Here is a 23,752-nt window from a genome sequence, read left to right on the forward strand (position 1 = left end):
CACCCCGCAGCGATCTTCGGCAAGCTGGGCGGCCCGCAGCGACCGGAGGAGAGCCGCATGACCAAGGGCAACGACACCAAGATCACGGACGAGCTGTACGCCTACGTCCTCGCCCACAACCCGCCGCTGGACCCGGTGCAGCGCGAGCTCGTGGAGACCACCTACGCGGAGCTCCCCAACCGCGCGGGCATGCAGTCCGCGCAGGAGCAGGGGCCGCTGCTGGCCTTTCTCGTCCGGCTGACGGGGGCCCGGCACATCGTGGAGGTCGGCACCTTCACCGGCTTCTCCGCTCTGTCGATGGCCCAGGCGCTGCCCCTGGACGGGCAGCTGATCGCCTGCGACATCTCCGAGGAGTGGACGGCGTACGGCCGCGACGCGTGGGAGAAGGCAGGCGTCGCCGACCGGATCGACCTGCGGATCGCGCCCGCGCTGGACACCCTGCGCGCGATGCCGGCCGAGCCGCACATCGACATGGCCTACCTGGACGCGGACAAGGGGAACTACATCCCGTACTGGGAGGAGCTCGTCCCGCGCATGCGTCCGGGCGGGCTCGTCGTCACCGACAACGTCCTCTTCCACGGGAGCGTCACCGACCCGGAGGCCACCGGTGCCGGTGCGGCCATCAAGGAGTTCAACGAGCACGTGGCAGCCGACGGCCGGATGGAGAGCGTGCTGCTGACCGTGGCGGACGGCCTGACGCTCTCCCGCCGGAAGTGACACCCGCGCCGGCGTGCCGGGGGCCTGCGGTGCGGGGGAGGCGATCCCCTCAGCGGAGGCTGCCGCGCGGGTTGGCGCCTCGGCCGGGGAGGTCAGCCGCAGCAGCCGCCCCCGCAGCACCCGCCGCCTCCGCCTCCGCCGCCCGACGGGGCAGGAGCGGCCGACGAGGCCGAGCCGCCCACGGCCACGGCGGAGAGCAGCTTCACGGTGTCCTCGTGCCCGGCGGGGCAGGAGGCGGGAGCGGAGGACTCGGCCATGGGACGGCTGACTTCGAACGTCTCGCCGCAGGAGCGGCAGCGGTACTCGTAACGAGGCATGGCCCCAGATTAGAGCCTCTTCCCGTTCACGGCCCCGGGCATGACCTCGGGCATCGGAGTGCGCACGAGACGCTCCTCCCTCGCGACCTGATCGGGGTGGCGGGCCCGCCAGTACGGATTGTCGTGCGGCAGTCCGCCGGTGACCCTCCCGTACATGCCGAACATCATCAGCAGGAGTCCGACGACGAAGCTGAACAGCACGTTCTGCATCTGGAAGGCCAGGAAGTTCAGACCGGTGTCCAGCAGGGCCAGATTCACGAAGCCACTGGCGATGAAGAGGACCCCGAGGACCATGTTCAGGGTCGAGGCGAAGTTCCCGCCGATGACCATGCCGACGAAGAGCAGCAGCCCGACACAGATGGACAGGATGCTCAGCGCGCCGTTGGTGTTGAGGCCCGCGACGGTGTCACCGCCGGTGTCGAAGAAGCCGATACGGTCGATGAGCCCCAGGATGCCGAAGACGACGAGCAGCAGGCCCATGAGGCCCGCGCCGACGCGGTAGACCTTGCTGAGCCGGTGGTCGACGGGCAGGTGCTCGTCGAGCAGGGGGACCTTGCGCGTGGTGTCGCGCGGAGTGTCCTTGCGACGTCGGCCCGTGGGATGCAGAACGTGTACGGCCATGACGGCCTCCTCCGGACGCTTCAGCGGAAGCCGCTGCGTAACTCCAGGATCGGCCCACGGGGGGCGGAGGACAAATGGGGCCGCCGAGGCGCCGCCGACGGAGGGGCGGCGCGGTGACGGGCTCAGGCAGGGCCGCCGCCGAGCTCCTCGCGTATCGCGGAAACCACCCGGGTCACCGTCTGCCGCACCGCCTCGGTCTCCGTGAGGAAGTGCCAGTAGTCGGGATGACGGCCGTCGAGCCCTTCGATCGCCCGGTCCAGCCGTGCCACGGCGTCGTCCAGCGGGCGGGCATGGCGCGGATCGGGCGTGTTCCGCCCCGCCATGGCGAGGCGCTGGGCGTCCCTGATCGCGAAGCGCGTGCGGTCGATCTCCGCCTGCGGATTCTTGGCCACCGCGTCCAGCTGCCGCAGCCGGTCACCGGCGGCGGACACCGCCTCGTCGGTGGAGTTGAGCAGCGCACGGACCGTGCTCAGCCGGGACGTGGCATCGGCCCAGCGCTGCTCACCCCGCGCCTCGGCGGCCTCCGCCAGCTTGGCCTCGGCCTGCCGGACATTGGCCGCGGCCTGCTCGGGAACGGGCTGGAGGTCCTGCCAGCACGCGGCCGAGAAACGCCGCCTGAGCTCGCTGAGCACCGGCTCGACCTGCCCGGCGCGTGTCGTCAGCGCCTCGGCCCGGGTGCGGAGCGACACCAGCCGGCGGTCGATCTCGGAGGCGCGCTCGGGAAGCCGGGCCGCCTCCGCCCGCACCGCCTCCGCGTCCCGCAGGACCTGATCGGCACGCTGGATCGTCTCGGCGACGCCGTGCTTCCCGGCGCCCTGGTTGAGCTTGGTCAGCTCGGGGGCGAGCGCCGCCAGCCGTGCCGCGAGATCGTCCGCCCGCATGCCCGACGCGCGCACGGCGTCCAGGGCGTTGCTCGCGGCGAGCAACGCCTGCCGGGCGCGCTCCACAGCGGGAGCGAGCCGCGCGAGCTGGGTCTCCGCACTGCCGAGCAGAGGTCCGAGACTCTGGCCGAACCGGTCGAGCTCACCCTTCACCCGTACGAGATCGTCCTTGGCCCGGGTCAGCTGGGTCCGCGCGCCGGCGGCGGCGGAGGGCTCCAGATCGTCCCGGTCGAGGTCATGGGCGTCGACCGCGGTGATGTAGGCGTGGCTGACCTCGTCGATGCGCCGGCCCAGCGCGTCGAAGTCCTCCACCGCCTTGCGGGCACGGGGCGAACTGTCCACCGCGGTGATCGTCTCGATCGAGATCTTCAGATCACGCTGCGCGGTGTCCAGGTCGTAGAACGCCGCCGCCGCGGCATCCTTCGCCGCCTGAGCGTCGGCCCGCTGATTCTCCCCACGCCCGCCGAACCACCGCCGCGTGCCCCCGCCGGCGAAGGCGGCCGGAAGCACGGCGGCCAGGACGGGCACCGGCAGCAGCATCAGCACCAGGACGTCCCTGACGGCGGAACCAACACTCGCTTTCGCCTGCGGCCGCGTGTGTGTCGCCGTCACATCCCTCTCCCGTGCCGATTCGCCCTGCCCGGTTCATTCTCCCACCAGTTAGGACGAACACACGGGCCGGTTAGTTCGCACTTCGGACAGTGACTTCCCCGTTGTCGCTGCGCGCCTTCACCACGTGCCCGCTGGAGTCGCTGCGCGGCACGTCCACCCGCACGTCACCGTTGTCGGCATGGGCGGACACCGCGTACGTGCTCCTGCCCGCCGGCAGGTCGATGGTGATGCTCCCGTTGTCACTGACCGTGTCCACCAGAACGGGCACGGTCTCGAACCCGAGCTCGACCGACCCGTTGTTCGCACGGGCGATCACGGAGCCCCCCGAGACCCGCTCGGCCTCGATGGTGCCGTTGTCGCTGTGCAGCTCCAGCGGCCCGGAGGAGTCACGCACCACGACCCCGCCGTTGTCCGCGGAGATCTTCAACGGCGCGGCGAACCCGGCCGCGGTGACCTTCCCGTTGTCCCCCCGCACGCTCAGAGCCAGCCCCCGGGGCACCTTCACCTCGTGGTGCGACTCGCAGTTGCTGATCAAGGCCCGGCACTTCACATCGAGCTTCAGGGTGTCCCCGTCCAGCCTCCACACGGGGTCCGGCCCACTGCCCAGCACCACCCACCCGTCGACACGGCGGGTCACCTCGATCTGGTCGATGTCGGCGGGCACGAGATCGAGGGTCGAGTTCTCGGCGTCGATGGTGAGCGTCTTCCCACTGAAGGCGAACGACTTCTGCTCGCTGGGAGCACCCTCCGCATCCGAGCTGCCACAACCACTGAGCGCCGCCACGAGAACCACGGCCCCACCGGCCGCCAGGAGTACGTCGGTACGTCGTGTACGGATGGCCATGATGTCGAGTCCCCCTGAGTGCGCTGCCGATGTGCCCCCACCGTATGTACGGCCCCACCCCCGAAACGATCCGGACGGCTACCGTCTCCGGGGTGGGGCTATCCCCCGTAGGCACCCCGGACGCACCCCCGGGACGCGGGGGAGCGCCGGGCCGGACAACCGGATTGCCGTCGGGGGGCGTGGGCCATGTAACCTGTTGCCTCATCCACGGGTGCGTAGCTCAGGGGTAGAGCGCTGCTCTTACAAAGCAGATGTCGGCGGTTCGAAACCGTCCGCGCCCACCAGTGCAAAGGCCCCCAACCGATCATGGTTGGGGGCCTTTGACATCTACTTCTGACATCAACGGGCCTGGTCATCCACGGTCGGGATGCTGCCGCTTCAGCATGCGGTCCAGGTGACTCACGGCCTCGCGCTGGGTGTCCTGGACGACGTGGGCGTAGATGTTCATCGTGACCGCGATCTGACTGTGCCCGAGGATCTCCATCACGACGCGGGGCGGGACGCCGGCCGCGGTCAGCAGAGTCGCGCAGCCGTGCCGGGCGTCATGGAGCCTGATGACGCGGAGTCCGGCGCTCGCGGCGACCCGGGTGAACGAGCGGTACAGGTTCCGGGGCTCGATTGGCCGACCGGTCCGTGTGGTGAAGACGTAGCCGGTCTCCTCCCACTGATCACCGGCAGCCTCACGCAAGGCCGCTCGCCGCAGACGTTCCCAGCGGAGCGGAGCGACGCACAGGGCAGGCAGGGGCAGCGTCTGCTTCCTGCGGCGTCCCTTGGGATCGTCCTCGTACGCCTCACCGCGGACACGCTCCGGGCGAGCAGCTTCCGCACATCCGGGAGCTTGTGGAGGCGGGCGAGGGCTCCAAGTCCACCGTCCACGCCGCCTATAAGGCTCTCGAAGCAGAGGGTTTGGTCACTTCGTCCCGTGGTCACGGCACAGTCGTGCGCCAGCAGGTTCCCCTCAAGCGACTCGGTATCGCTCGGTACGACAAGGCCAAGTGGCGTGATGGCGACGAAGTGGCGTTCATCGCGGATCGCGTGGCGAGTGGACGTGCCTACCGCCGGAACGAACAGACGCAAACTGTCAGCCGTGTGGAGGCTCCCCCCGCCGTATCAGCAGCTCACGGCCTGCCCGAAGGAGCCGATGTGTACGCGCGGGCGCGGCTTGTGAAGGAAGGCGAGCAGCCCACCCACACCTTGACGAGCTACTACCGGCCCGAACACGTCGAGGGAACCCGCATCGTTGACCCGACTCCCGGGCCTGCCGGCCGGGGCGGAGGGTTCCGCGTGCTCTACGACGCCGGTTACGAGATCGACCACATGAGAGAACGGATCTTCGCTCGGGCCGCCACCCCGGACGAGGGGTCTGTGTAGCGAACGGTGGAACTCAGTCGGATTTGTTCAGCGGCGTCCGGCGGTGAGCCGGCCGTCGAAGGTGATGTCGAAGGCTTGGAGTGCGGCCTTCCAGCGCATGGTCCAGCGTTTGCGTCCGGTGCCGGTCGGGTCCAGGCTTCTCCAGCTGCCGCCCGGAGAGCCAGTTGTTGAACTGCACCGGACGACGTTCACAGCTGACGGCACGGTGGTGGAGTTCGCCATCGGGGTGCACGCGGCATCACGATTCGCCTGGGAATACGACTTCCAGGTGCCTGATTCCGCTAGTGATAAGGAAGGCCAACAGTGATCTCTGCACAGGACTGGGTCGACGCTCGGCGCATTTGGGACTACCACCAGATGGGCCACGCTCTTCGCCCCTGCTCCGTTGCCATTGGGCTCGGCAGCCATGACCTGGGAGTAGCGGAGACGTCGGCCGACCTGTATCAGCGGGGATTGGTGCCGCTACTACTCTTTACCGGAGCCACGAGCCCCACGACCCGGGAGCGGATGCCCCGCGGCGAAGCAGTCCACTACCGGGAACGGGCACTCGAGTTGGGTGTTCCTAGCTCGGCTGTTCTTGTGGAGCCGAGGGCGCGCAACACGGGTGAGAACATCCGCCTCTCGCGAGAAGTGCTGGAGAAGAGGGGCGTCGAGGTGGCTTCTGTCCTGTTGATTAGCAAGCCGTACGAGGAGCGGCGGGCATACGCCACTGCCCGCAAGTTGTGGCCCGAGGTCGAGATCGTCAGCGCTTCGACGCCGATGACTCTGGACGAATACGTCGACTCCATCGGTGACGCGCACCTGGTGATCGACATGCTTACGGGCGCACTACAGCGTCTGATGATCTATCCGGATCAGGGATTCATGATCCGCCAGCCCGTACCTGCCGACGTAGTCGAGGCGTATCAGCGACTCCGCCAAGCCGGTTTCACCAGCCGCCTCCTGGCCACCGATTCGCCCTCTGCTTGATCGCCGCCGGGAGCTGTTACAGGTTTCTCTACCTCATCAAGGCACCCGGCTGCGCTCCGCTCCGCCGGGCGCGCTTCCCGGCTCTGGCCGCTCCCGCGCTCCTGCCTTCGGCCCGCTCGTCGCTGCCGCCGCCGACGCGCGCCCGCTGTGTAGGCCCGTTGGGCATGAGACGAGAACCAAGCCCGCGGCTTCAAGACGATGCCTCCGGCGGGGGCGCTCAAACTCCGGGATGGACGGGGCACCGTTCGCGAGTGCCGGCCGGAGCGGGGCGAGCGTCGTGGGGCTCCCATCCCGGCCACCTTCGACCCAGGCAGAGCCGAGCAGTCGCGGCCCAGGGCGTCAAGGTCGTTCGTACAGTGGCGCGCTCCACCTTGACGCCCTGAACCACGCCCGCTCCACGGTGTGTGGGTCGAAGGCGGACGGGATGGGAGTGGTGGGCTGAGGCGAGGGGGCAGGGTAGGCCTTGGCCCCAACGCCACAATTCAACGGGCAGGTGCATAGACCGCTCAACTGGTTGGTGAAGCTAAGGTCACACGTCCCAGCCCTTACGCGCCCATCCGCCGCCCCTAGCGACCCGCAAGAGTCGTTGCCAGTTGTTCGACACGCTGCAGACAGCGCGCCAGGCTTGGCGATTCAGCAGCGGCGATTCTGGGGCGCCACAAAGTGAGGCCAAATTCTCGGATGTCCGAGGCGTAGGTAGGCCCCACGGAAGCACCACTATTGAGTCTCGGGACGAGGCCTTCACGAATATCTCTCCGGCGCGACTTTCGCGCGAGATTAATGATCTCCTGTTTAGGGTCTCGGAGTGAGTCGGGATTTCTGGGTACTTTACTGACTGATACTCCTAGGAAATCTGCAATTGCCTCACGATCTGCAAGCAGCCAAGACTCGAGCTCTGCAACCGCCACCCGAAAGACCATCAGATCGGCCGGGGCAGGTAGCCAGGATTGCACATTTGCAACTACGCAATCGTCCACCGCATCCATGTCCACGAGAACAAACCAGGGCATGAATTTTGCGGCCTGGTTGTAAGAATGCAATTTTTTAAGGAGGGAAGACTTCCCACTTTTTCCCTGCACCATACTTACCGAGAGGCCGCATTCTTTCAATATGGACCGGACTGCACCCTCGTCGGAGATGCCCTCTACGGCAATTACGACGCTGTTCACTGATCACCCCACGAAGAAGCTAAGTTGCCCAGCCTCTTCCGGGGCCGTGTACTCTTTCAAAATATCACCCAGTGGAACACCGGACTCGCGCATGATGCGGATCTCTTCCCGATCCGATAGGCGTGATACCGCAGTTCCCTCGGACTCTGGAACGAGCATTAGGACTTCGTCGGAGCCGATCCCTGAATCATTCAAAATTTCCGGAGAGTGGCTGCTCACGAGGATCTGTCTCGAAGATTTCCTCTGTACCCTCGCGAACATTTGAGGAATATGGCGTACCACTTCAGGGTGTAGTGAGAGCTCAGGCTCTTCAAGTAGAAGCGGGCCTCGCGAATCGGCAACCGCCCACAGCAGACCAAGGAGCCGCAGCGTGCCATCCGAAAAGTGGTCCTCGGTTTGCCAAGCGCCGTTCGGGCGCCAGTGTTGATACTTTCCCTTTAGGTGCGGAACTCCGCGAATGTCGGCCTCTAGCTCCAGTTTCTGCAGCTGCGGCACGGCCACTTTTAGTGCGTCTACAATTTTCCTCAGTCGGGCGTCGCGAGTTACCTTTGGCGTGCGGGCAATCTGTTCGAGGAAATCACCTCCGAAGGGGTCATTCTTTTTACCCACGGACCTGTCCGGCTCGCGGACCAGTTGCGGAACAATGTGCATATAACTCAGGCTGGCGAAGAATTCCGCAACGATTCGAAACTTTCTGTTCACGTTGACTTGCTCAAGATGTGTTTGGCGCAAGCGTTCCGAGTCCCCGCGATCGCCCGAGTCAGGTCGACGCAATAGATCCTTCCCTCGGTACTGCACAATCTCGGATTCCACGATTGGACGCCTGTTGTTGTCCTGCTTGAATTTGAGTTCATAGCTCCACTCGTCCGGGACCGCATCGTTCCCGAGAGTGACCCGAAGCGAAACCGACGGGTACCTTCGTGCAGCGAACGATCGGATCATGCTGACGCCACCCCGCTTTGCTACGGCGGCCTCAAAGCCTCCACCAACCGAAACAATCTCCGACAGGAATCGGAAACAGTCCAAGAAGTTAGACTTGCCCGCGGCGTTGGGGCCAACCAAAAACATTCTCTGTCGCAGGTCGACCGAAAAACTGGTGAAGTTCCTCCAGTTCGCCACTTGCAGACTTGTGAAGCGCATACTCCTACGCTCCAAAGGTTCGTGTTCTGCGACCTCTTCTACTTCAGCCATGAAGGCACCCCCTAGCGCAACCACTCCTAGACTCCTCGCCCGAATGCTATCTCTCTTGTGAGCTCGCTGTTGGGCTGTCGCCTCGGAACCGCGGAGCCGACGTGTGCTGATCTCACGGGGAGCCGCAACCGGTGAGTTCGAACTGCGTGACAACGCCGACGAGCCTCGACGCACGAGAGCGGGCGCCTGCGGACCATCGGCGTAGCTGGGCGGCACGCCCTCCGCGGGCGGCATTCGTATTGCGGTTGCTTCGGGACGAAGAGGTCGTGTGCCATGGCGGTGTCGCGAAAGCCGAGGACGTTGTCAGTGCTCGGCCCTACGATCCTCCCATGCGAAGAGGAGCGATCACGCGCGAGTCCGTGCTCAAGGTCTTGGCGGAGCACGACGAGTTGGGGCGTGACGCCTTCCTGGCGAAGTACGGTTTCGGGGAGGCACGGTCCTACGTCCTGGTGCATGAGGGGCGCGAGTACGACTCCAAGGCCGTCGCCGGGGTGGCCCACAAGTGGGATCAGGGGCGGGCTCTCACTCGGGACGAGTTCAGCGGCGGCAAGGACCACGCCGTGGCGTGGCTCAAGCGGGTGGACTTCCAGGTCAAGGCCATCAAAAACCCGGACTGGGCTCGCGACGAGATCATCCTTGCCTGTCAGCTGGTGATGGAGAACGGTTGGAAGGGGCTGGATGTCGGGGACGCCCGGGTAGTGGAGCTGTCCGCCCTACTCCAGTTGCTTCCCATCCACGCCGAGGCGGACCGCAACGAGAAGTTCCGTAACCCCAACGGGGTCGCTCGTAAGACGTTCGACATCGCCACTCGGCACCCGGAGTACCAGGGGAAGCCCACCAACGGCGGCGCACTGGACGTCGCGGTGCTGCACGAGTTCCTTGCCCGGCCGCTGGAGATGACCGAGGCCGCGAAGCTGATCCGGCAGGGCATCGCCACCGGCGACTTGCAGCCCTTTGTGCCGACTGAGGAAGAGGAGTTCGGCGACGACTTCAGCGCGCCCGAGGGGCGTCTACTCATGCGCTGGCATAGGGCGCGCGAGCGGAACAAGGGCCTGCGCAAGAAGAAGATCGCCTCCGTCCTCAAGAGCGGGGGGCAGCTCGCTTGTGAAGCTTGCGGCTTCGACTTCGAGAAGATCTACGGAGACCGTGGTGCCGGCTACATCGAGTGCCATCACGTCCTTCCGCTCCATGTAGCGGGGGAGGGGCACACCAAGCTCAGTGATCTCGCCCTCATCTGCGCGAACTGTCACCGCATGATCCATCGGAGCGCGCCATGGCCGACCCCCGAGGAGCTGCGAACCTCGATCGAGCAGAAGCATGCGAACGACAGGCGCGCCGCGGTGGCTGTGTCGCGACCGCGCAGGCCGGCTGACGAGCAGATGCCGAATCCGTGATCTGACATCCACTCCTGACATCAACGTCGGCGTACCACGGCGGCCGTGGGGAGCCGGGGGCGGCAGCCGCAGTGGAGTCCGTTAGGGTGCTCAGCCACCTCGGGTCGAACTTACAAAGCAGATGTCGGCGGTTCGAAACCGTCCGCGCCCACAGTAGGAACTAGCAGGTGAGAGCCTGTTCCGGCCCCTCGGTCCACCCGGACCGGGGGGCCGTTTCCATGATCGGGGCCACACAGGGGCCACATCCCCACGGGCTGCGGCGCATCCGTCCCGCCCACGGCTCCCTCTCCGCGCGCTGTCGAAGAGCAGGATGACCAGGCCCGTCCTGCGGATCATCGGAGGGGGCTCACCCCTGACTGGTACCGTCCAGCGTGGACTTCACCTCCGGAGGGACAGGCGGGCCACGCCTCGACGCCGCTGCGCTGGCGCAGGTTGACCGTGGCAGCAACGTATGGGGATCCCTTACGGCCATGGGCGACGCTCAACGCGCGGCCGAGATGTTCCACTCCGCCGGCTGGGGTGTCCGTCGGTCGAGCTGGACCGAGTTCGAGGTCGAATGCACCTTTGCCGCGCTTGAACTGCTGCCGGTGGACCCCGTGGTCTTCAGCGGGTTCGTGGACCCCGGCCGCATCGCTGGCCTTCTGGCAGCCCTGAAGGACATGGGCATGCCGTTCACCGTCGAGTTCGAAGACGACGATGGCCGCGAGCACGTCCATCACTCGGAGACTCGGCCCAGTCGCTGACGTCAATGTGGTGACGTTGCCGCTCAGCCGCCAACGACCAAACGGGCGTGCCGTGTTGACCCCGCTCACCTTGTCTGTGGCGCTTCGCCCGGGAATCGTGGGGAGGCGTCAGCAGTGATCGCTTCAGGTGCGTCCGCAGCCCGTCACGGCTCTGTCACCGGTGACGTCACAGCAGCCCGTCGGCCGCATGATTTCCCCACTCACATCATTCCCAGGGGGGAACCATGCGTATCCGTACCGCTGCGGCCGTCGCCGCCGTGCTCGCCTTCACCGTCGTCGGCTGCAGCAGCGAGGAGAGCAAGCCCGACACCATCGAGGTCGCCTCGCCCCAGCCGTCGAAGTCCGCGGACAGCCCCGAACCGTCGGAGTCCGCGGACAGCGGTGACGGCGCCGAGAGTGCCGCGCTGCCGGACGAGCCCACCGGCGACAAGAGATCCGCCGTCCTCGCGGCCATTCTCGATGTCAACGGCAACCTCATCCGCGACGAGGACAAGGCCATCGACGCCGCCCGCAACCAGTGCGCGGCCCTCGACGGCGGTGCGGCCGACCCGAACCGCTCTGCCGCGGAGCGGTTCTCGTACGACGGGGTCACGTTGACCGATGACGACGGAAGCCACATCAACATCGGGCTGCGCAAGACACTCTGTCCCGAAGCCTGATCGGCCACCGGCTCGGAAGCGGGCCGGCGTCCTCGCCCTGAAGCCGGGCAGGACGCCGGGGTCTCGTCTGCTCAGGCGGGCGAGGACGCGGGGGTCGTCGCCTCCGCTCAGGCGTGCAGGGTGGGTCGGTAGACGAGCTCCTGGATGTGGTCGTCCAGCGTTCGGGATTCGATCAGTTCGAGGTCGAAGTCGGCCGCTCCCTGGAAGATCGGGTCCAGTCCGGTCCGCCCGGTGATCACCGGGAAGAGCGTTACCTGAACACGGTCTACCAGGCCTGCGGCCATCAGCGCCCGGTTCATGGACAGGCTGCCGTGCGAGCGCAACGGCACATCCGACTCCTGCTTCAGCCGGGCGACGACATCGACGGCGTCGCCGCTCGCGATCGTCGCGTCCGGCCAGTCGAGGGCGCCGTCCAGCGTGGTCGACACCACCGTTGCCGGCAGACTCCTCATGCGGGTGACCCACGGGTCGCGCACATCCGAGTCCTCGGTGCTCGCCGCCAGCATCTCCGCGAACGCCCGGTAGGTGTTCGCCCCGAGCACCATGCGCTGGTCCTCGGCGTACAGAGCGAGCCGGTGGGCGAGGAGCTCAGGGCCCTGCTTGCCCCAGTAGCCCGTCCAGTCCCCGCCGGCGGCGCCGAAGCCGTCCAGGCTGGAGAAGACGTCGAACGTGTAGGTGGCAGCCATGGTGCTCTCCCTGAGTGCGGTCGATCGCGTGCCGGACGCCCCGGATGTGGCCCCAGGGGCCTTGCCACGTTAAGAGGCGCGGGGGCGGCGCGGCCGGAGACACGGCGAGGCCGTCAGCGGGGTCGCCTCGGGTACGGGACCGGGCGCGAGGGCGCCGGCCCTCGTCGGTCCCTCCGTCTCACACCCGTTCCAGCGGACGGTGCGGGCCTGCCGGGAGTTCGACGGTGATGGGGTCGTGCGGGCGGACCTCGCCGCCGTGGCGGACCACGGACATGATGCCGCTCTTGAACGTGAAGTCGCCCGAGACGGGGTCGATCTCGAAGACCTCGCCGAGCAGGCCCTGCTGGAAGTCGTTGATCTTCGCGCACGGGTTGCGGAGGCCCGTCACCCCCACCACCGCCTCCTCGCCGAGGTGCAGCAGCGTGCCCGTGGGGAGGCCGAGCAGGTCGATGCCCCGGGTGGTGATGTTCTCGCCCAGCCGGCCGGCGGAGACCGTGAAGCCCTTGAGGGCCAGTTCGTCGAAGAGCTCCTCGTGCATCAGGTGGACCTGGCGCAGGTTGGGCAGGTCCGGTTCGTAGGTCATGCGGAACTGGTGGCGGATCGTCTCGCCCGCGTGGACGTCACCCTCGACGCCCAGGCCGGCCAGCAGGGTGATGGACGCGCGGGTGGGCTTGCTGAAGCTGTACGTCCCGTTGCTGCTCACCGCTGTGATCCGGCCGGTCATGTCCCACCCCGTCTGCTGGTACGCGTATACGCGCGGCCATCCTAGGGAAGTGCCAGTGCGGCGAGTTCCGCGAGGATCGACGGCCAGGGGAGGTCCCGGTCCGCGGGGCCCTGGCGCGGTTCGAGCAGGGGCCAGACATCGGCTCCGTACACCAGCTTCACGTCCGCCGCGCGCAGCGCCTCGATGTGGCCCGGCCAGGCCGGGTGCCGTGCGTGGGCCGCGTTGACACGGGGGAACAGCACCACCGGGACGCCGGTCGTGCCCAGCGCTTCGCTCACCTGTGTCAGCGCCTGGTTGTCGGCGATGCCCGTCGCGAGCTTCGCCACGTAGTTGGCGCTCGCCGGGGCGACGACGTGGCAGTCGGCCACGGGGTGCGGGCGCGGCTCGGACGGCAGTCGGGGCGTGTCCCGCACGGGGAGGCCGGTCAGCGTCTCCAGGCGGTCCAGTTCACCGCTGGCCCTCAGCCAGCGGCCCGCGGTGGGCGTGAGCGTCACGGACACCTGCCAGCCCAGGCCGATGGCCGGCCCGACCAGGCCGGTACGCAGCTGCTCGATGCCGTCCGTCGCCGCTCCGACCACGCTCAGTACCCTGCGATCGCCCGCGCTCACCGTGTCTCCGTTCCGTCCGGACGTGTTCATGCCGTCACCCTAGGAGGGGACGAGCGGTGCCCTGCCGCCGATCGCGGCCCCGACAGCCGTCCCCGGGCTCCGGGATGCGGTCCGGCGAGGCACGGGGGACCGTGGAGGCATGTCCGGACATCCACCTGTGATCGTGTATCCGCCCTCGACGACCGGGGGCCGGAGGGTGACCGTGCGGGGGCAGATCGTCGGGCTCGCGCACGGGCGCGGGGACGTGGCCTTGTTCCTGCGGCGGGCCGGGCTCGCCGAGGGGGCCGAAGAGATCGATCTGGACCGGCCGGAGTTGATCGAGTGGCGGGGCGGAGACCTCGACACCTGGAGGTGAGCCCCGTGAGGCGTCGTGGAGCACACCGGCGCGAGGCGTCACTCGAACCTCCCCCCGGCTACTACGGGGCGACCGGAGGCGCCCCCGATGCCGCCCAGCGGGGCCTGATCCTCGACTGGGTGGTGAGTCAGCGGGTCGCGGCCGGATGGCGGGTGGAGTCCCGGTCCGGGAGCCAGGCCGTGCTGGTGCGCGGGCAGCCGGTCAACCATGTCCTGCACGCGTTCCTCACCGTCTTCTCGTGCTTCGCGTGGGGCGTGGTGTGGGCGGTCCTGGCGCTGACCAACACGGTGGAGCGCGTCGTCCTCACCGTCGACGCACAGGGGCAGGTCGTCACCGTGGGAGCGCCCTGAAGGGGGCGGAGTCACCCGAACGGGTACCTCCGGGTCGTGGCCGGCGAGGTCGTCGCACATGGTCGGATCTGCCCGCAGCGACGCGGGTCGTCTGTCCAGCGTTCGTCGCGTGTCCGTCGAGTGGAGGAACCCCATGGCCCAGTCAGCACCCGCACCCGGCCCCTCTCGCCCCTCGCGTCCCTCCACCACCGACCCCGGAGGCCCCTGGGCCGCGAGCGGGGTGATGTTCGCGGGGGTCCTGCTCCTCGTCGACGGCATCCTCGCCATCGTCAAGGGGATCGCGGGCATCGCCTCCGACGAGGTCTACACGCGCATCAACGACTACACGTTCAAGTTCGACGTCACCGCCTGGGGATGGATCCACCTGGTCCTCGGGGTGATCCTGGTGTTCGTCGGCTGGGGCATCCTCAAGGGCTCGGCCTGGGCCTGGGGCGTGGGCATCGTGCTGGCGGCGCTGAACCTGATCGCGAACTTCGTCTGGCTGCCCTACCAGCCGGTGTGGGCGATCATCTCCATCGCGCTCGACACCTTCGTGATCTGGGCCCTGTGCGCCCACCGGGCGAAGCCGGTCATCTGACGTGAGCCCGGGGCGAGGCGGCATGGGGCACGACGCGGCGACGGCGCTGGCCGCCGACGCGTACGTGTACGGCTCGCCGCTCGTCCGCAGGCTTTCGGGCGTCCAGGCCTGCCTCCAGGAGGGTTTCGGACCGCTGGCTCCGGCGCCCTTCAACGATTTCGCGCACGCCGAGGGGCCGGCGACACCCGGCGCGCACGTCCCGTTCGCCCCGGCCGACCTCGTGGACGCGCTTGCGCAACTCGATCTCTCCGGCGGACCGGTCAGGCTGCATGTGCCCGACACCGGCGGGGCGTACTACGTGCTCCAGTTCGTGGACGCGTGGAGCAACGCCTTCGCCTATCTCGGCCCGAGGGGCACCGGCACCGGCGAGGGCGACTGGATGATCGTGCCGCCGGGCTGGGCGGGCACCGTGCCCGACGTGGTGTCGGGGGTGATCGACGCGCCCACCTCGGTCGTCTCCGTCTTCGGCCGCATCGCGTGCGACGGACCCGGGGACCTGGCCCGCGTCAGGGCGCTCCAGCAGGAGCTCACGCTCACGCATCTGGGCGACCGGGCCCACCGCACCGGACTGCCGGCGACCGAATCCGGGGTGCCGGGTGAGCTGCGGTTCTTCGAGGAGCTCCGGGTGTGGATGGGCGACTTCCCGCCCGCCCCCGCCGATCGCGCCTACCAGGACCGGTTCCAGCCGCTGGGGCTCCTGGAGGAGGGGCTCTCGCCGTACGTGTCGCCACGCCCCGGCCTCGTACGCGCACTGACGCGGGGCCTCGCGCTGGGCAGGCTGCGGGTCGAGGAGGCGGCCAGGCGCCCCGGCGCGGTGGCGGGAGCCACCCCGGGTGCCTGGCACGCCGAGCCGCACCTGCGCGACTACAACCTGGACCACTTCGGCGTCGGCGCGCTCGGCTCACCGGAGTGGCAGATCCCGGACCGGGAGGCGTCGTACCTGGTCAGGGCGGTGGCGGCGAGGCGGGGGCACTGGCTTCCACACGGATACGAGGCGGTGTACGCCCACACGTCGCGCGACTCCCGGGGGCGGTCGCTGGACGGGGCCCACCGCTACGTCCTCCGCCTCGCGCAGCCGCCACCGGTCCGGGCCTTCTGGTCCGTGACCGCGTACGACATCCCCGGCGGCCATCTGGTCGCGCACGGGGAGGACCGTCACGCGGTCGGGGACCGTACGCCCGGGCTCGTCCACGGCGACGACGGATCGCTGACGCTCCATCTGTCCGCGCGGCGGCCGCCGGACGCCGAGGGGGCGGCGAACTGGGTCCCCGTGCCGCTCGGCCGCTTCCGGCCCGTGATGCGGCTCCACCTGCCTGACCAGGCCGTTCTCGACGGGAGTTTCGTCATTCCGCCGGTCGAGCGGCTGGACGCGTAGCTTCCCGGGGGCGCGTTGTCAGTGGTGCGTCGCACACTGGAGCCATGTGCCGCAGTATCAAGACCCTTCGTCCGCCAGCCATCCCCGACGAGGCCACCGAGGAGGAGATGCGAGCCGCCGCCCTGCAGTACGTGCGCAAGGTGTCGGGCTTCCGCGCGCCCGCCGCGCACAACCAGGAGGTCTTCGACCGCGCCGTGGCCGAGATCGCCGACGCGACCCACCGGCTGCTGGACGGCCTGGAGATACGGGGCGCCGCCGCCCGGGCGTGAGCCGGTGCTGGGTCCCGGTGTCCCGTCTCAGTGCCCGGCCGTGACGCCGGCCGTTGCCGTCCCCGTCGCCGCGACCGTCGGGGACGGGCGGCGGACGACGAGTGCCGCGAGGGCGCCCGCCAGGAACAGGGCGAGGACCGAGACCGCCGTGCCCAGCCAGCTCGCGCCCAGCCACTGGCCGCCGAAGTAGCCGAGACCCACGCTGTAGACCGCCCAGGCCACACCCGCGACGGCCGACCAGGGGAGGAACTCCTTCACCTTGCGGTGAGCGGCGCCCGCGCCCAGGGAGACGACGGAGCGGCCTGCCGGGGCGAAGCGCGCGACGACGACGAGGGCGCCTCCGCCACGGCTCAGCGCCGCGCCGAGGCGCTCCTGCGCGGTGGTGAGGCGGCGGGAGCGTGCGATGGCCCGGTCGAGGCGGTCGCCGCCGCGCCAGGCGAGGCGGTAGGCGACGAGGTCGCCGAGGACCGAGGCGGTCGCCGCGCAGAGCGTCAGTACGAGGAGGGAGGGCACGTGCCGGGTGGCCTCTCCGGCCGCCGCGGTGACCGTCGTCGTGCTCGCGGCCGCGGCGGTGGCGGCGGTGATCACCAGAACACCGCTGGGAAGCACGGGCAGGAAGACGTCCAGGAGTACGGAGAGGGCGACCACCGCGTAGATCCATGGGCTGCCGGTCAGCGCACCCACACTCTCCAGCACGTTCGACTCCCCGTTCCGTGTTCCGTCTCAAGGCCGCGACGTCGCAGGGGAGCGGCAGGAGCGGCAGGGCCAGCTGTACAGCGTACGCCTGCCGTTCACCAGGTATTCGCCGCCGGCCCGGGGATGTTGTGGAGGTCACGTACGCCCCGGCACCCCTCGTAGGGAAGGGGGGCCGGGGCGCGGGGTGCGGGGTGGTCAGACCGAGACGGTTCTGGCCTGTTCGCGGGAGGGCTCGTCCTCACGTACGGCGCCCTCGCGCGACGAGAACAGCCGGTCGAGGGCCAGGGCGCCGGGGCCGGTGAAGACCAGGAGCAGGAAGGCCCAGCAGAAGACGGCCGAGGCCTCGCCGCCGTTCTGCAGGGGGAACAGCGACTCGGGCTGGTGGACCTTGAAGTACGCGTAGGCCATGGAGCCGGAGGCGACGAAGGCGGCGATGCGGGTGCCCAGGCCGAGAGCGACGAGGGCGCCGCCGACGAGCTGGATCACCGCCGCGTACCAGCCGGGCCAGGTGCCGGCGGGGACGGTGCCGCCGCCCATGGCGCCGCCGAGGACTCCGAAGAGCGAGGCGGCGCCGTGGCAGGCGAAGAGGAAGCCGATGACGACTCGGAAGAGGCCGAGTGCGTACGGCTGGGCCCGGTTCAGACGTATGGACATGGAGAGTGGGGCTCCTTCGGTCTGGGGACGTGAACCGATCGGGAGCCCTCAAGGTTAGGTTGGCCTCATTATTACTTGCAAGTTCAACATTCTGTCGACTGGCTGAAAATCGATCAGTCGTTCGAGGTGAGTGAACGCTCCATAACGGTCTCCAGCTGTGCTCCTTCGGGTCTGGCTCTGGCCTGAACCAATGTCAGTGAGGCTTTTCGGCCGCGCAGTGTGAGGGTCATCAGCTGATTGCCGAACCAGGGTCCGCCGGTCCTGCGCCAGCGCATCGGCGGGGCTCCGGTCCGCCCGTGGCGCGCCAGCGCGCGCCCCAGCCAACGGCCCGGACGGCTCCAGCCGAAGCGGAAGCCCGCGCGCATGTATCCGGGGACGGAGTTGTGGACGGGAGAGCAGGTCAGTTGCAGTACGCGTGAGGCGGGAGCGTCGTCCGGGGTGGAAGTGGTCCACCGGGGCTCGGCGATGTACGCATGGTGCACATCGCCCGAGAGCACGCATACCGTCGCGGGTGCGTCCGGCCCCCGGCCCGCCTCCCTCAGGAGCTCCGTCAGCCGGCGGAAGGAATCGGGGAACGCGGCCCAATGCTCCAGGTCACCGGCCCGCCGGATCTTCTCGCCGAGGCGCGCCCAGCGCTCGCCGCGCTCGCCCCGGCACAGCGAGGCGTTCCACGACTCCCCGTCGTGTATGAGGGGTGGCAGCAGCCAGGGCAGCGAGGTGCCGATCAGCAGATGGTCGTAGGACCCGGGGTCGTCGAGTATCTGCTCGCGCAGCCATCGGGCCTCGCTGTCGCGGAGCATCGACCGCCGCTGCTCGTCCAGGACCCGCGCCGCGCGGGTGTCGACCATCATCACCCGTACTCGGCCGAAAACACGCCGATAGCTCCACCGGGTGAGCGTGGGGTCGGCGTCGGCCGCCGCCGCGTGGCGGCGCAGGGTCTCGGTGGCGTCGGGGACGGCCCGCACCGCCGCGTAGAGCGGGTCGGTCTCCAGGGTGTCGGGGGAGAGGTTGCCGATGTGCTGGTAGACCCAGTACGACATGAGCCCGCTGACGATCCGCTCGTGCCACCAGGGCAGGGCCCGCATGTCCCGGAGCCAGGCATCGCTGGTGTTCCAGTCGTCGATCACGTCGTGATCGTCGAAGATCATGCAGCTGGGGACCGTGGAGAGCAGCCAGCGTACGTCCGGGTCGCGCCAGGACTCGTCGTAGAGATGGGTGTACTCCTCGTAGTCCGCGACCTCCGCCCCGGGGGCCTCGTCGAGATCGCGGCGGGTCGCGAGCCTGCGCTGGGTGGCCTGCGAGGTCTCGTCCGCGTACACCTGGTCGCCCAGGAGCAGGAGGACGTCCGGGCGTACGGCCTCGGGGTCCGCCGCGAGGCGGGTGGCCAGGGCGTCGAGCGCGTCGGGGCCGATGGGGTCGTGCCCATGGGCCGGAGGGGCCGCCCAGCGGCAGGAGCCGAAGGCGACCCGGACCGGGCCCGCCTCCTCCGGCACCGGAAGCACGGGGGTCGTGATGGTGCTCGGCGGGAAGGGGGACTCCTCGGGCGGCCAGACCTTGCGCCCGTCGAGCAGCACCTCGTAGGGCGTGGTGGAGCCGGGGGTCAGGCCGGTCACCACCACCAGGGCGTAGTGGTGTCCCTGGACGGCGAAGGTGGGGGAGGTGCCCGCCGCCCCGTCCGCGCAGCGGACCTCCGCGGTGCAGGGCCTGGACGCCTCCACCCAGACCGTCGCCCGGGAGCCGGTCTCCCAGTCGACGTACCTCAGCAGTGGTCCCAGGCGTAGCCCGGCCATGTGTGCCCTCCTCGTGTCGCCGTGACCGATGGCTCCGTAGGGTACGGAACGCGCGAGGGGAGTGGGCCGGTTCCGCCGGGCGCCCCGGGCTCAGGGGCCCGGGGCGCGGACGGGCGGGCGGGTTCAGCAGCCGTTCAGGACGGACTGCAGGGCGCTCTTCTCGGTCGAGTCGACGCTGAGGCCGTAGTAGTGCTTCACGTGCACCCAGGCGCGTGCGTAGGTGCAGCGGTAGGCCGTGCGCGACGGCAGCCACTCGCCCGGGTCCTGGTCGCTCTTGGACTGGTTGACGTTGTCGGTGACCGCGATGAGCTGAGGGCGGGTCAGGTCGTTGGCGAAGGACTGACGCTTCGCGGTGGTCCAGCTGCTCGCCCCGGAGCGCCAGGCCTCGGCGAGCGGGACCATGTGGTCGATGTCCAGGTCGGACGCGGCGGTCCAGGTCGCGCCGTCGTACTGCGAGTACCAGCTGCCGCTGGTCGCGGCGCAGGCGGAGTCCTGGACGACGCCGGTGCCGTCGCGCTTCAGCACGACCTCGCGGGTGTTGCAGGCGCCCGACTGCGTGATCCAGTGCGGGAACATGTCGCGGCTGTAGCCGCTCGACGAGCCCTCGGTGGAGACGGTGAGCTGGCTCAGATAGGTGCGGGCCGTCGAGGCGGAGACCGGGGTGGGCATCGCGGCCTGGGCGGTCGGGGCCGTGAGGAGACCGGTGGTTGCGGCGAGTGCGGCCGAGGCGGCCACGACGGCTATGCGACGCGCGTAGATACCGGACATTCGAACTCCCTTGATGTGGGGGGACGTCGGGCGGGCGACCTGTGGAGCCAGGCCATCGTGGCGGCGCCGGGTTTCGGTGGGGTGGTCGCCAGGTAACAGAGTGACGACATGCGCACGTCACATCAAGGGGTAGGGCGCTAGGTCTGACGTCCCGTCCGAAGCGTGTTCGAACAGGGGAACTGACGGTGTGCCGGGTCGGCGGCTGCACGCGAGGCACGGGCGGTGCGCTCCGGCTCGACCGGCCGTACGGGGCATGGGCGGTGCGCTCCGGCTCGACCGGCCGTACGGGGCATGGGCGGTGCGCTCCGGCCCGACCGGCGGCACGGGGTAACCGGGCGGTGCGCTCCGGCTCGGCGGGGCGTACGGGGCGCACGGGGGGCTCGCGGCGCTGAGGCCCGACGGCCGTACGGGGAAGCGCTCGCGCTCTCCGGCTCGGCGGCCCGCACCGGGGCCCTGGGGTGCCACGCGAGGTCCTAGGGTGGCCGGGTGCTGCTTCCGGTCACTCCCACGCTCGGCGTCGTCCTCGCCGTCCTGCTGGTCTTCGCCGCCGCCGTCGCGGCGTGGGCCTCGCTCGGCAGATCCCGCGAGATCGCCGTCGCCGGGGTGCGGGCGGCGGTCCAACTGGCCGTCGTCTCCCTGCTCATCGGCTGGGTGGTGCGCTCCCTGGGGCCGCTGCTGGGCTTCCTGGCTCTGATGTTCGCGGTCGCGGTGCGCACCGCGGGGCGGCGGATCACCGGGAACCGCACCTGGTGGTGGACCGGGCTGCCGATCGGCGCGGGGGTGGTGCCCGTGGTCGTGACGCTGCTGCTCACGGGGCTCATCCCGGTGCGCGGCATCGCGCTGATCCCGGTCACGGGCATCCTCATCGGGGGCGCGCTCACCGCGACGGTGCTCGGCGGGCGGCGCGCGCTGGACGAACTCGCCACCCGGCGCGGGGAGGTGGAGGCCGGGATGGCGCTCGGCCTGCTCGACCGGGACGCCCGGCTGGAGATCGCCCGCCCCGCCGCGTCGGACGCGCTGCTGCCCGGGCTCGACCAGACCCGGACGGTGGGGCTGGTCACCCTGCCAGGCGCCTTCGTGGGCATGCTGCTCGGCGGTGCCTCACCGGTGGAGGCGGGCGCGGTGCAACTCTTCGTCCTGGTCGCGCTGATAGCCGTACAGGCGGTGGCCGTCGCGCTGGTGCTGGAGCTGGTCGCGCGGGGGCTGCTGCACCGGGAGTGAGCGGGGGAGGGGTTGCCGCACGGGGTGCCAGCGGGGGAGGGGCTGCCGCACCGGGAGCGATCCGGGGCGGGGAGCCGTACCAGGAGCGGGTCCGGGCGGGGTGCCGTCACCGGGAGCGATCCGGGCCGGGGGAGCCGTCCACGGAGCGGGCCGCGGCGGGGTGCCAGTCACCGGGAGCGGGTCCGGGCCCGGCCCGTGTGCCGAGGCGGGCCCGGTGGGCTCGTCAGGGGTGCGGGGTCCCGCTCACCGTGCACGGCCGCCCCGATGAGGGCGGTGGCCGGAACTCCGGCGGGGTCGCCCCGATGAGGGCGGTGATCGCCGGTGTCGGGAGGAAGCGGCTCAGCGGGCGTCGACGCGCAGGCGGATCGAGCCGTCCGCGACCGCCTCCACGCGGAGCTGCGTCAGATCCTCGACGTGGGCGTCGGGGGAGAGCGCCGCGGCGCGCGGGCCGACGCCGACGACGCGCATGCCGGCCGCCCGGCCCGCCGCGATGCCCGCCTCGGAGTCCTCGAACACGATGCAGTCCGCCGGGTCGAAGCCCAGCTCGGCCGCGCCCTTGAGGAAGCCCTCGGGGTCCGGCTTGCTCGCGCCGACCATCTCGGCGGTCACCCGGGTGCCGGGCATGGGCAGCGCGGCGGCCCCCATGCGGGCCTGGGCGAGCGCCTCGTCGGCCGAGGTCACCAGCGCGTGCGGGAGGTCCGCGATCGCGGCCATGAAGGCGGGGGCGCCGCCGATGGGGACCACACCCTCGGTGTCCGCGGTCTCCTCGGCGAGCATGACGCGGTTCTCCGCGTAGTTCTGCTCCATGGGGCGGTCCGGCAGCAGGGCGGCCATCGTGGCGTAACCCTGGCGGCCGTGGACCACCTTGAGCGCCGCCACGGGGTCCAGGCCCTGCGCGATCGCCCAGCGGCGCCAGCAGCGCTCGACCACCGCGTCGGAATTGACGAGGGTGCCGTCCATGTCCAGCAGGAGGGCGCGGGCTTCGAGGACGGTGGCCGGCATGGGTGTGCTCCAGAGCGCGGGGGGACAGCTCACGGCTGCGGTGAAGAAGACAAGCAGCCCCGCCCGCCGGTCAGGGAGAACGGGCGGAGGCTACTTTGTTCCCTCACGGTACAAAAAGCGGCGCCGAAACGCCAATCCGGTGCCGGGCGGGCTCTCAGGAGCGCCGCCCCGAGCCGGTCGTCCGCTCCTCCAGGGCGCGGCGGGTCTCCGGTCCGTACACACCCGAGGGGTCGTCCCGTGCCGAGATCCATCGCTGGAACTCGGCGACGGCGTCCTCCACCCGGTCCCCGTACTCGCCGTCCTCCGGGCCCCGGTAGACCCAGATCTCCTGAAGCCGGCGCTGGAGCTCGGCGACCTCGGCGCCCTCGTCGCCGCGCCTCAGTGTGGGACCGGCGGCGAGCGCGGGCGGTGTCGCCGGGGCCGTGGTGGGTGCCTGCGTCGCGGACACCGTGGGCGTCGGCGATGCGGAAGGTGTGGCCGTACGGGACGCCGACGGGCTCCGTGACGGGGTGGGCGACGCCGATGCCGACGCGGACGCCGACGGGGACGGGGTGGCCGACGCGGATGCGGAGGGGGACTCCGACACGGACGCGGCCGGGCCGTCCGTCGCATCCGGCACGCTCGTCTTCGTGATCTCGGGCAGGACCGCGTCCCGCCGCTCGGCGCCGTCGAACAGGCCCCCGGCGAAGGCGGCCGTGCCCACCACCGCGACGACGGCGGCGCCCACCGCGGCGACCGTGAAGGGCCGGCGGCGGCGCGGCTGCACCGGGTCGGGGCCACCGCCCGCATAGGCCGCTGCCGTACGCCGGTGAGCCTCGTCCGGGGCGACGGCGTCGGGCAGCGGCCCCGGCAGGTCACCCGGTACGGGGCCCGGGGCGCCGCCGATGAACAAGGGCATCGTCGTGGCCGCGGCGGGGGCGTCCCGGTCCTGGGTGTCCTCGCCGCCCAGCGTCACGTACGGCCGGATGCGCAGCGGGTCGAAGTCCTCGGCCGCCGCCATCTCGGCCGAGCGCGCGTCCCGGCCCGCCTTCCAGGCCTCCTGGCCCCGGCCGGACGATCCGCCCGGCGCGGCAGACGTGCCGGCTCCGCAGGCGCACCCCGCCCCGGGTCTCGCGCTCTGCTCGCCGCCGCACTCCGGGCACATATGTCCGGTCATCGTGGGTTCCCCTCCCCTTTGAACTGCTGCGAT

Annotated in this window: 26 protein-coding genes, 1 tRNA gene and 3 pseudogenes; 14 read left to right on the top strand and 16 right to left on the bottom strand. The window is 69.9% G+C overall.

All coding sequences use genetic code 11. The features are described from left to right. Positions 1–57: 57 nt before the first annotated feature. Positions 58–717 carry an O-methyltransferase gene (locus ACWCQM_RS13025; protein WP_450915358.1) on the top strand — a complete coding sequence of 220 codons (660 nt, stop codon included), beginning with the start codon at positions 58–60 and terminating at the stop codon, positions 715–717. 92 nt (positions 718–809) lie between these two features. On the opposite strand, the gene ACWCQM_RS13030 is transcribed toward ACWCQM_RS13025, so the two are convergent. From ACWCQM_RS13030 to ACWCQM_RS13045, 4 genes are all read right to left on the bottom strand, one after another. Beyond that, positions 810–1,034, bottom strand: coding sequence for an FmdB family zinc ribbon protein (locus ACWCQM_RS13030; protein WP_450915359.1), 225 nt, complete (start codon positions 1,032–1,034; stop codon positions 810–812). A gap of 9 nt (positions 1,035–1,043) precedes the next feature. Next, complete coding sequence (locus ACWCQM_RS13035) at positions 1,044–1,655, bottom strand: DUF4383 domain-containing protein (RefSeq protein WP_450915360.1); 612 nt, start codon at positions 1,653–1,655, stop codon at positions 1,044–1,046. A 122-nt stretch (positions 1,656–1,777) separates the two neighbouring features. Beyond that, a complete protein-coding gene (locus ACWCQM_RS13040) occupies positions 1,778–3,148 on the bottom strand; it encodes a hypothetical protein (RefSeq protein ID WP_450915361.1) in 1,371 nt (456 codons plus the stop codon). 70 nt (positions 3,149–3,218) lie between these two features. Continuing rightward, complete coding sequence (locus ACWCQM_RS13045; protein WP_450915362.1) at positions 3,219–3,992, bottom strand: DUF4097 family beta strand repeat-containing protein; 774 nt, start codon at positions 3,990–3,992, stop codon at positions 3,219–3,221. Between the two features lie 209 nt (positions 3,993–4,201). Between ACWCQM_RS13045 and ACWCQM_RS13050 the strand changes: the two genes are divergently transcribed. After that, positions 4,202–4,276, top strand: a tRNA-Val gene (locus ACWCQM_RS13050). 68 nt (positions 4,277–4,344) lie between these two features. On the opposite strand, the pseudogene ACWCQM_RS13055 reads toward ACWCQM_RS13050, so the two are convergent. Then, positions 4,345–4,800: pseudogene (locus ACWCQM_RS13055) on the bottom strand (tyrosine-type recombinase/integrase); the annotation flags it as partial. On the opposite strand from ACWCQM_RS13055, the pseudogene ACWCQM_RS13060 reads away from it, so the two are divergent. From ACWCQM_RS13060 to ACWCQM_RS13070, 3 genes and pseudogenes are all read left to right on the top strand, one after another. Beyond that, positions 4,794–5,351: pseudogene (locus ACWCQM_RS13060) on the top strand (GntR family transcriptional regulator); the annotation flags it as partial. The pseudogenes ACWCQM_RS13055 and ACWCQM_RS13060 sit on opposite strands and share 7 nt — an antisense overlap. A gap of 145 nt (positions 5,352–5,496) precedes the next feature. Further along, positions 5,497–5,670 (top strand): annotated as a pseudogene (locus tag ACWCQM_RS13065) (UTRA domain-containing protein); the annotation flags it as partial. After that, the gene (locus ACWCQM_RS13070) at positions 5,667–6,332 is read left to right on the top strand and encodes a YdcF family protein (protein ID WP_450915363.1); all 666 of its coding nucleotides are present in this window, start codon (positions 5,667–5,669) and stop codon (positions 6,330–6,332) included. The pseudogene ACWCQM_RS13065 and the gene ACWCQM_RS13070, both read left to right, overlap by 4 nt. A gap of 566 nt (positions 6,333–6,898) precedes the next feature. Here ACWCQM_RS13070 and ACWCQM_RS13075 read toward each other — a convergent pair. Beyond that, positions 6,899–7,501 carry a hypothetical protein gene (locus tag ACWCQM_RS13075; RefSeq protein ID WP_450915364.1) on the bottom strand — a complete coding sequence of 201 codons (603 nt, stop codon included), beginning with the start codon at positions 7,499–7,501 and terminating at the stop codon, positions 6,899–6,901. Between the two features lie 3 nt (positions 7,502–7,504). Continuing rightward, positions 7,505–8,692: an AAA family ATPase gene (locus ACWCQM_RS13080; RefSeq protein ID WP_450915365.1), complete on the bottom strand. Its 1,188-nt coding sequence runs from the start codon at positions 8,690–8,692 to the stop codon at positions 7,505–7,507. 329 nt (positions 8,693–9,021) lie between these two features. Between ACWCQM_RS13080 and ACWCQM_RS13085 the strand changes: the two genes are divergently transcribed. The 3 genes from ACWCQM_RS13085 (at position 9,022) to ACWCQM_RS13095 (ending at position 11,488) form a co-directional block, all read left to right on the top strand. Further along, the gene (locus ACWCQM_RS13085) at positions 9,022–10,086 is read left to right on the top strand and encodes an HNH endonuclease (protein ID WP_450915366.1); all 1,065 of its coding nucleotides are present in this window, start codon (positions 9,022–9,024) and stop codon (positions 10,084–10,086) included. 371 nt (positions 10,087–10,457) lie between these two features. Continuing rightward, the gene (locus tag ACWCQM_RS13090; RefSeq protein ID WP_450915367.1) at positions 10,458–10,829 is read left to right on the top strand and encodes a hypothetical protein; all 372 of its coding nucleotides are present in this window, start codon (positions 10,458–10,460) and stop codon (positions 10,827–10,829) included. A 224-nt stretch (positions 10,830–11,053) separates the two neighbouring features. Beyond that, positions 11,054–11,488, top strand: a complete 435-nt coding sequence (locus tag ACWCQM_RS13095; RefSeq protein ID WP_450915368.1) for a hypothetical protein — start codon at positions 11,054–11,056, stop codon at positions 11,486–11,488. Positions 11,489–11,595: 107 nt separating this feature from the next. On the opposite strand, the gene ACWCQM_RS13100 is transcribed toward ACWCQM_RS13095, so the two are convergent. The 3 genes from ACWCQM_RS13100 to ACWCQM_RS13110 all read right to left on the bottom strand — a co-directional run bounded on the left by ACWCQM_RS13100 (position 11,596) and on the right by ACWCQM_RS13110 (position 13,536). Then, positions 11,596–12,174, bottom strand: a complete 579-nt coding sequence (locus tag ACWCQM_RS13100) for a dihydrofolate reductase family protein (protein ID WP_450915369.1) — start codon at positions 12,172–12,174, stop codon at positions 11,596–11,598. A gap of 178 nt (positions 12,175–12,352) precedes the next feature. Continuing rightward, on the bottom strand, positions 12,353–12,898 hold the full coding sequence (locus ACWCQM_RS13105) for an MOSC domain-containing protein (protein WP_450915370.1): 546 nt from the start codon (positions 12,896–12,898) through the stop codon (positions 12,353–12,355). A gap of 41 nt (positions 12,899–12,939) precedes the next feature. After that, positions 12,940–13,536: a flavoprotein gene (locus tag ACWCQM_RS13110; RefSeq protein WP_450915371.1), complete on the bottom strand. Its 597-nt coding sequence runs from the start codon at positions 13,534–13,536 to the stop codon at positions 12,940–12,942. A gap of 109 nt (positions 13,537–13,645) precedes the next feature. Between ACWCQM_RS13110 and ACWCQM_RS13115 the strand changes: the two genes are divergently transcribed. The 5 genes from ACWCQM_RS13115 (at position 13,646) to ACWCQM_RS13135 (ending at position 16,432) form a co-directional block, all read left to right on the top strand. Next, positions 13,646–13,861, top strand: a complete 216-nt coding sequence (locus ACWCQM_RS13115; protein WP_450915372.1) for a hypothetical protein — start codon at positions 13,646–13,648, stop codon at positions 13,859–13,861. A gap of 5 nt (positions 13,862–13,866) precedes the next feature. Then, the gene (locus ACWCQM_RS13120; RefSeq protein ID WP_450915373.1) at positions 13,867–14,211 is read left to right on the top strand and encodes a hypothetical protein; all 345 of its coding nucleotides are present in this window, start codon (positions 13,867–13,869) and stop codon (positions 14,209–14,211) included. A gap of 133 nt (positions 14,212–14,344) precedes the next feature. After that, on the top strand, positions 14,345–14,788 hold the full coding sequence (locus tag ACWCQM_RS13125) for a DUF7144 family membrane protein (protein WP_450915374.1): 444 nt from the start codon (positions 14,345–14,347) through the stop codon (positions 14,786–14,788). A 22-nt stretch (positions 14,789–14,810) separates the two neighbouring features. Then, on the top strand, positions 14,811–16,163 hold the full coding sequence (locus tag ACWCQM_RS13130; protein ID WP_450915375.1) for a DUF1254 domain-containing protein: 1,353 nt from the start codon (positions 14,811–14,813) through the stop codon (positions 16,161–16,163). A gap of 44 nt (positions 16,164–16,207) precedes the next feature. Then, the gene (locus ACWCQM_RS13135) at positions 16,208–16,432 is read left to right on the top strand and encodes a DUF2277 domain-containing protein (protein ID WP_450915376.1); all 225 of its coding nucleotides are present in this window, start codon (positions 16,208–16,210) and stop codon (positions 16,430–16,432) included. A 27-nt stretch (positions 16,433–16,459) separates the two neighbouring features. On the opposite strand, the gene ACWCQM_RS13140 is transcribed toward ACWCQM_RS13135, so the two are convergent. From ACWCQM_RS13140 to ACWCQM_RS13155, 4 genes are all read right to left on the bottom strand, one after another. Next, positions 16,460–17,128, bottom strand: a complete 669-nt coding sequence (locus ACWCQM_RS13140) for a DedA family protein (RefSeq protein ID WP_450915377.1) — start codon at positions 17,126–17,128, stop codon at positions 16,460–16,462. 195 nt (positions 17,129–17,323) lie between these two features. Further along, positions 17,324–17,782, bottom strand: a complete 459-nt coding sequence (locus ACWCQM_RS13145) for a DoxX family protein (protein WP_450915378.1) — start codon at positions 17,780–17,782, stop codon at positions 17,324–17,326. A gap of 113 nt (positions 17,783–17,895) precedes the next feature. Beyond that, positions 17,896–19,572, bottom strand: coding sequence for an alkaline phosphatase D family protein (locus ACWCQM_RS13150; protein WP_450915379.1), 1,677 nt, complete (start codon positions 19,570–19,572; stop codon positions 17,896–17,898). Positions 19,573–19,695: 123 nt separating this feature from the next. Then, positions 19,696–20,340 (bottom strand): HNH endonuclease family protein, encoded by a 645-nt coding sequence (locus tag ACWCQM_RS13155; RefSeq protein WP_450915380.1) that lies wholly within the window; start codon positions 20,338–20,340, stop codon positions 19,696–19,698. Positions 20,341–20,826: 486 nt separating this feature from the next. On the opposite strand from ACWCQM_RS13155, the gene ACWCQM_RS13160 reads away from it, so the two are divergent. Next, positions 20,827–21,561, top strand: coding sequence for an ABC transporter permease (locus ACWCQM_RS13160; RefSeq protein ID WP_450915381.1), 735 nt, complete (start codon positions 20,827–20,829; stop codon positions 21,559–21,561). A 339-nt stretch (positions 21,562–21,900) separates the two neighbouring features. Here ACWCQM_RS13160 and ACWCQM_RS13165 read toward each other — a convergent pair whose 3' ends face one another. Both ACWCQM_RS13165 and ACWCQM_RS13170 read right to left on the bottom strand, forming a co-directional pair. Continuing rightward, on the bottom strand, positions 21,901–22,563 hold the full coding sequence (locus ACWCQM_RS13165; RefSeq protein ID WP_450915382.1) for an HAD-IA family hydrolase: 663 nt from the start codon (positions 22,561–22,563) through the stop codon (positions 21,901–21,903). A gap of 154 nt (positions 22,564–22,717) precedes the next feature. After that, positions 22,718–23,719: a peptidoglycan-binding domain-containing protein gene (locus ACWCQM_RS13170; RefSeq protein ID WP_450915383.1), complete on the bottom strand. Its 1,002-nt coding sequence runs from the start codon at positions 23,717–23,719 to the stop codon at positions 22,718–22,720. Positions 23,720–23,752 lie beyond the last annotated feature (33 nt).

Source organism: Streptomyces sp. NPDC002125, assembly GCF_053593715.1.

Bases quoted from the DNA above. Each gene is read 5' to 3' on its own strand.
- ACWCQM_RS13025 (WP_450915358.1), top strand. From the start codon at position 58: ATGACCAAGGGCAACGACACCAAGATCACGGACGAGCTGTACGCCTAC.
- ACWCQM_RS13030 (WP_450915359.1), bottom strand. From the start codon at position 1,034: ATGCCTCGTTACGAGTACCGCTGCCGCTCCTGCGGCGAGACGTTCGAA.
- ACWCQM_RS13035 (WP_450915360.1), bottom strand. From the start codon at position 1,655: ATGGCCGTACACGTTCTGCATCCCACGGGCCGACGTCGCAAGGACACT.
- ACWCQM_RS13045 (WP_450915362.1), bottom strand. From the start codon at position 3,992: ATGGCCATCCGTACACGACGTACCGACGTACTCCTGGCGGCCGGTGGG.
- ACWCQM_RS13080 (WP_450915365.1), bottom strand. From the start codon at position 8,692: ATGGCTGAAGTAGAAGAGGTCGCAGAACACGAACCTTTGGAGCGTAGG.
- ACWCQM_RS13085 (WP_450915366.1), top strand. From the start codon at position 9,022: ATGCGAAGAGGAGCGATCACGCGCGAGTCCGTGCTCAAGGTCTTGGCG.
- ACWCQM_RS13095 (WP_450915368.1), top strand. From the start codon at position 11,054: ATGCGTATCCGTACCGCTGCGGCCGTCGCCGCCGTGCTCGCCTTCACC.
- ACWCQM_RS13100 (WP_450915369.1), bottom strand. From the start codon at position 12,174: ATGGCTGCCACCTACACGTTCGACGTCTTCTCCAGCCTGGACGGCTTC.
- ACWCQM_RS13105 (WP_450915370.1), bottom strand. From the start codon at position 12,898: ATGACCGGCCGGATCACAGCGGTGAGCAGCAACGGGACGTACAGCTTC.
- ACWCQM_RS13110 (WP_450915371.1), bottom strand. From the start codon at position 13,536: ATGAACACGTCCGGACGGAACGGAGACACGGTGAGCGCGGGCGATCGC.
- ACWCQM_RS13115 (WP_450915372.1), top strand. From the start codon at position 13,646: ATGTCCGGACATCCACCTGTGATCGTGTATCCGCCCTCGACGACCGGG.
- ACWCQM_RS13125 (WP_450915374.1), top strand. From the start codon at position 14,345: ATGGCCCAGTCAGCACCCGCACCCGGCCCCTCTCGCCCCTCGCGTCCC.
- ACWCQM_RS13130 (WP_450915375.1), top strand. From the start codon at position 14,811: ATGGGGCACGACGCGGCGACGGCGCTGGCCGCCGACGCGTACGTGTAC.
- ACWCQM_RS13135 (WP_450915376.1), top strand. From the start codon at position 16,208: ATGTGCCGCAGTATCAAGACCCTTCGTCCGCCAGCCATCCCCGACGAG.
- ACWCQM_RS13145 (WP_450915378.1), bottom strand. From the start codon at position 17,782: ATGTCCATACGTCTGAACCGGGCCCAGCCGTACGCACTCGGCCTCTTC.
- ACWCQM_RS13150 (WP_450915379.1), bottom strand. From the start codon at position 19,572: ATGGCCGGGCTACGCCTGGGACCACTGCTGAGGTACGTCGACTGGGAG.
- ACWCQM_RS13155 (WP_450915380.1), bottom strand. From the start codon at position 20,340: ATGTCCGGTATCTACGCGCGTCGCATAGCCGTCGTGGCCGCCTCGGCC.
- ACWCQM_RS13165 (WP_450915382.1), bottom strand. From the start codon at position 22,563: ATGCCGGCCACCGTCCTCGAAGCCCGCGCCCTCCTGCTGGACATGGAC.
- ACWCQM_RS13170 (WP_450915383.1), bottom strand. From the start codon at position 23,719: ATGACCGGACATATGTGCCCGGAGTGCGGCGGCGAGCAGAGCGCGAGA.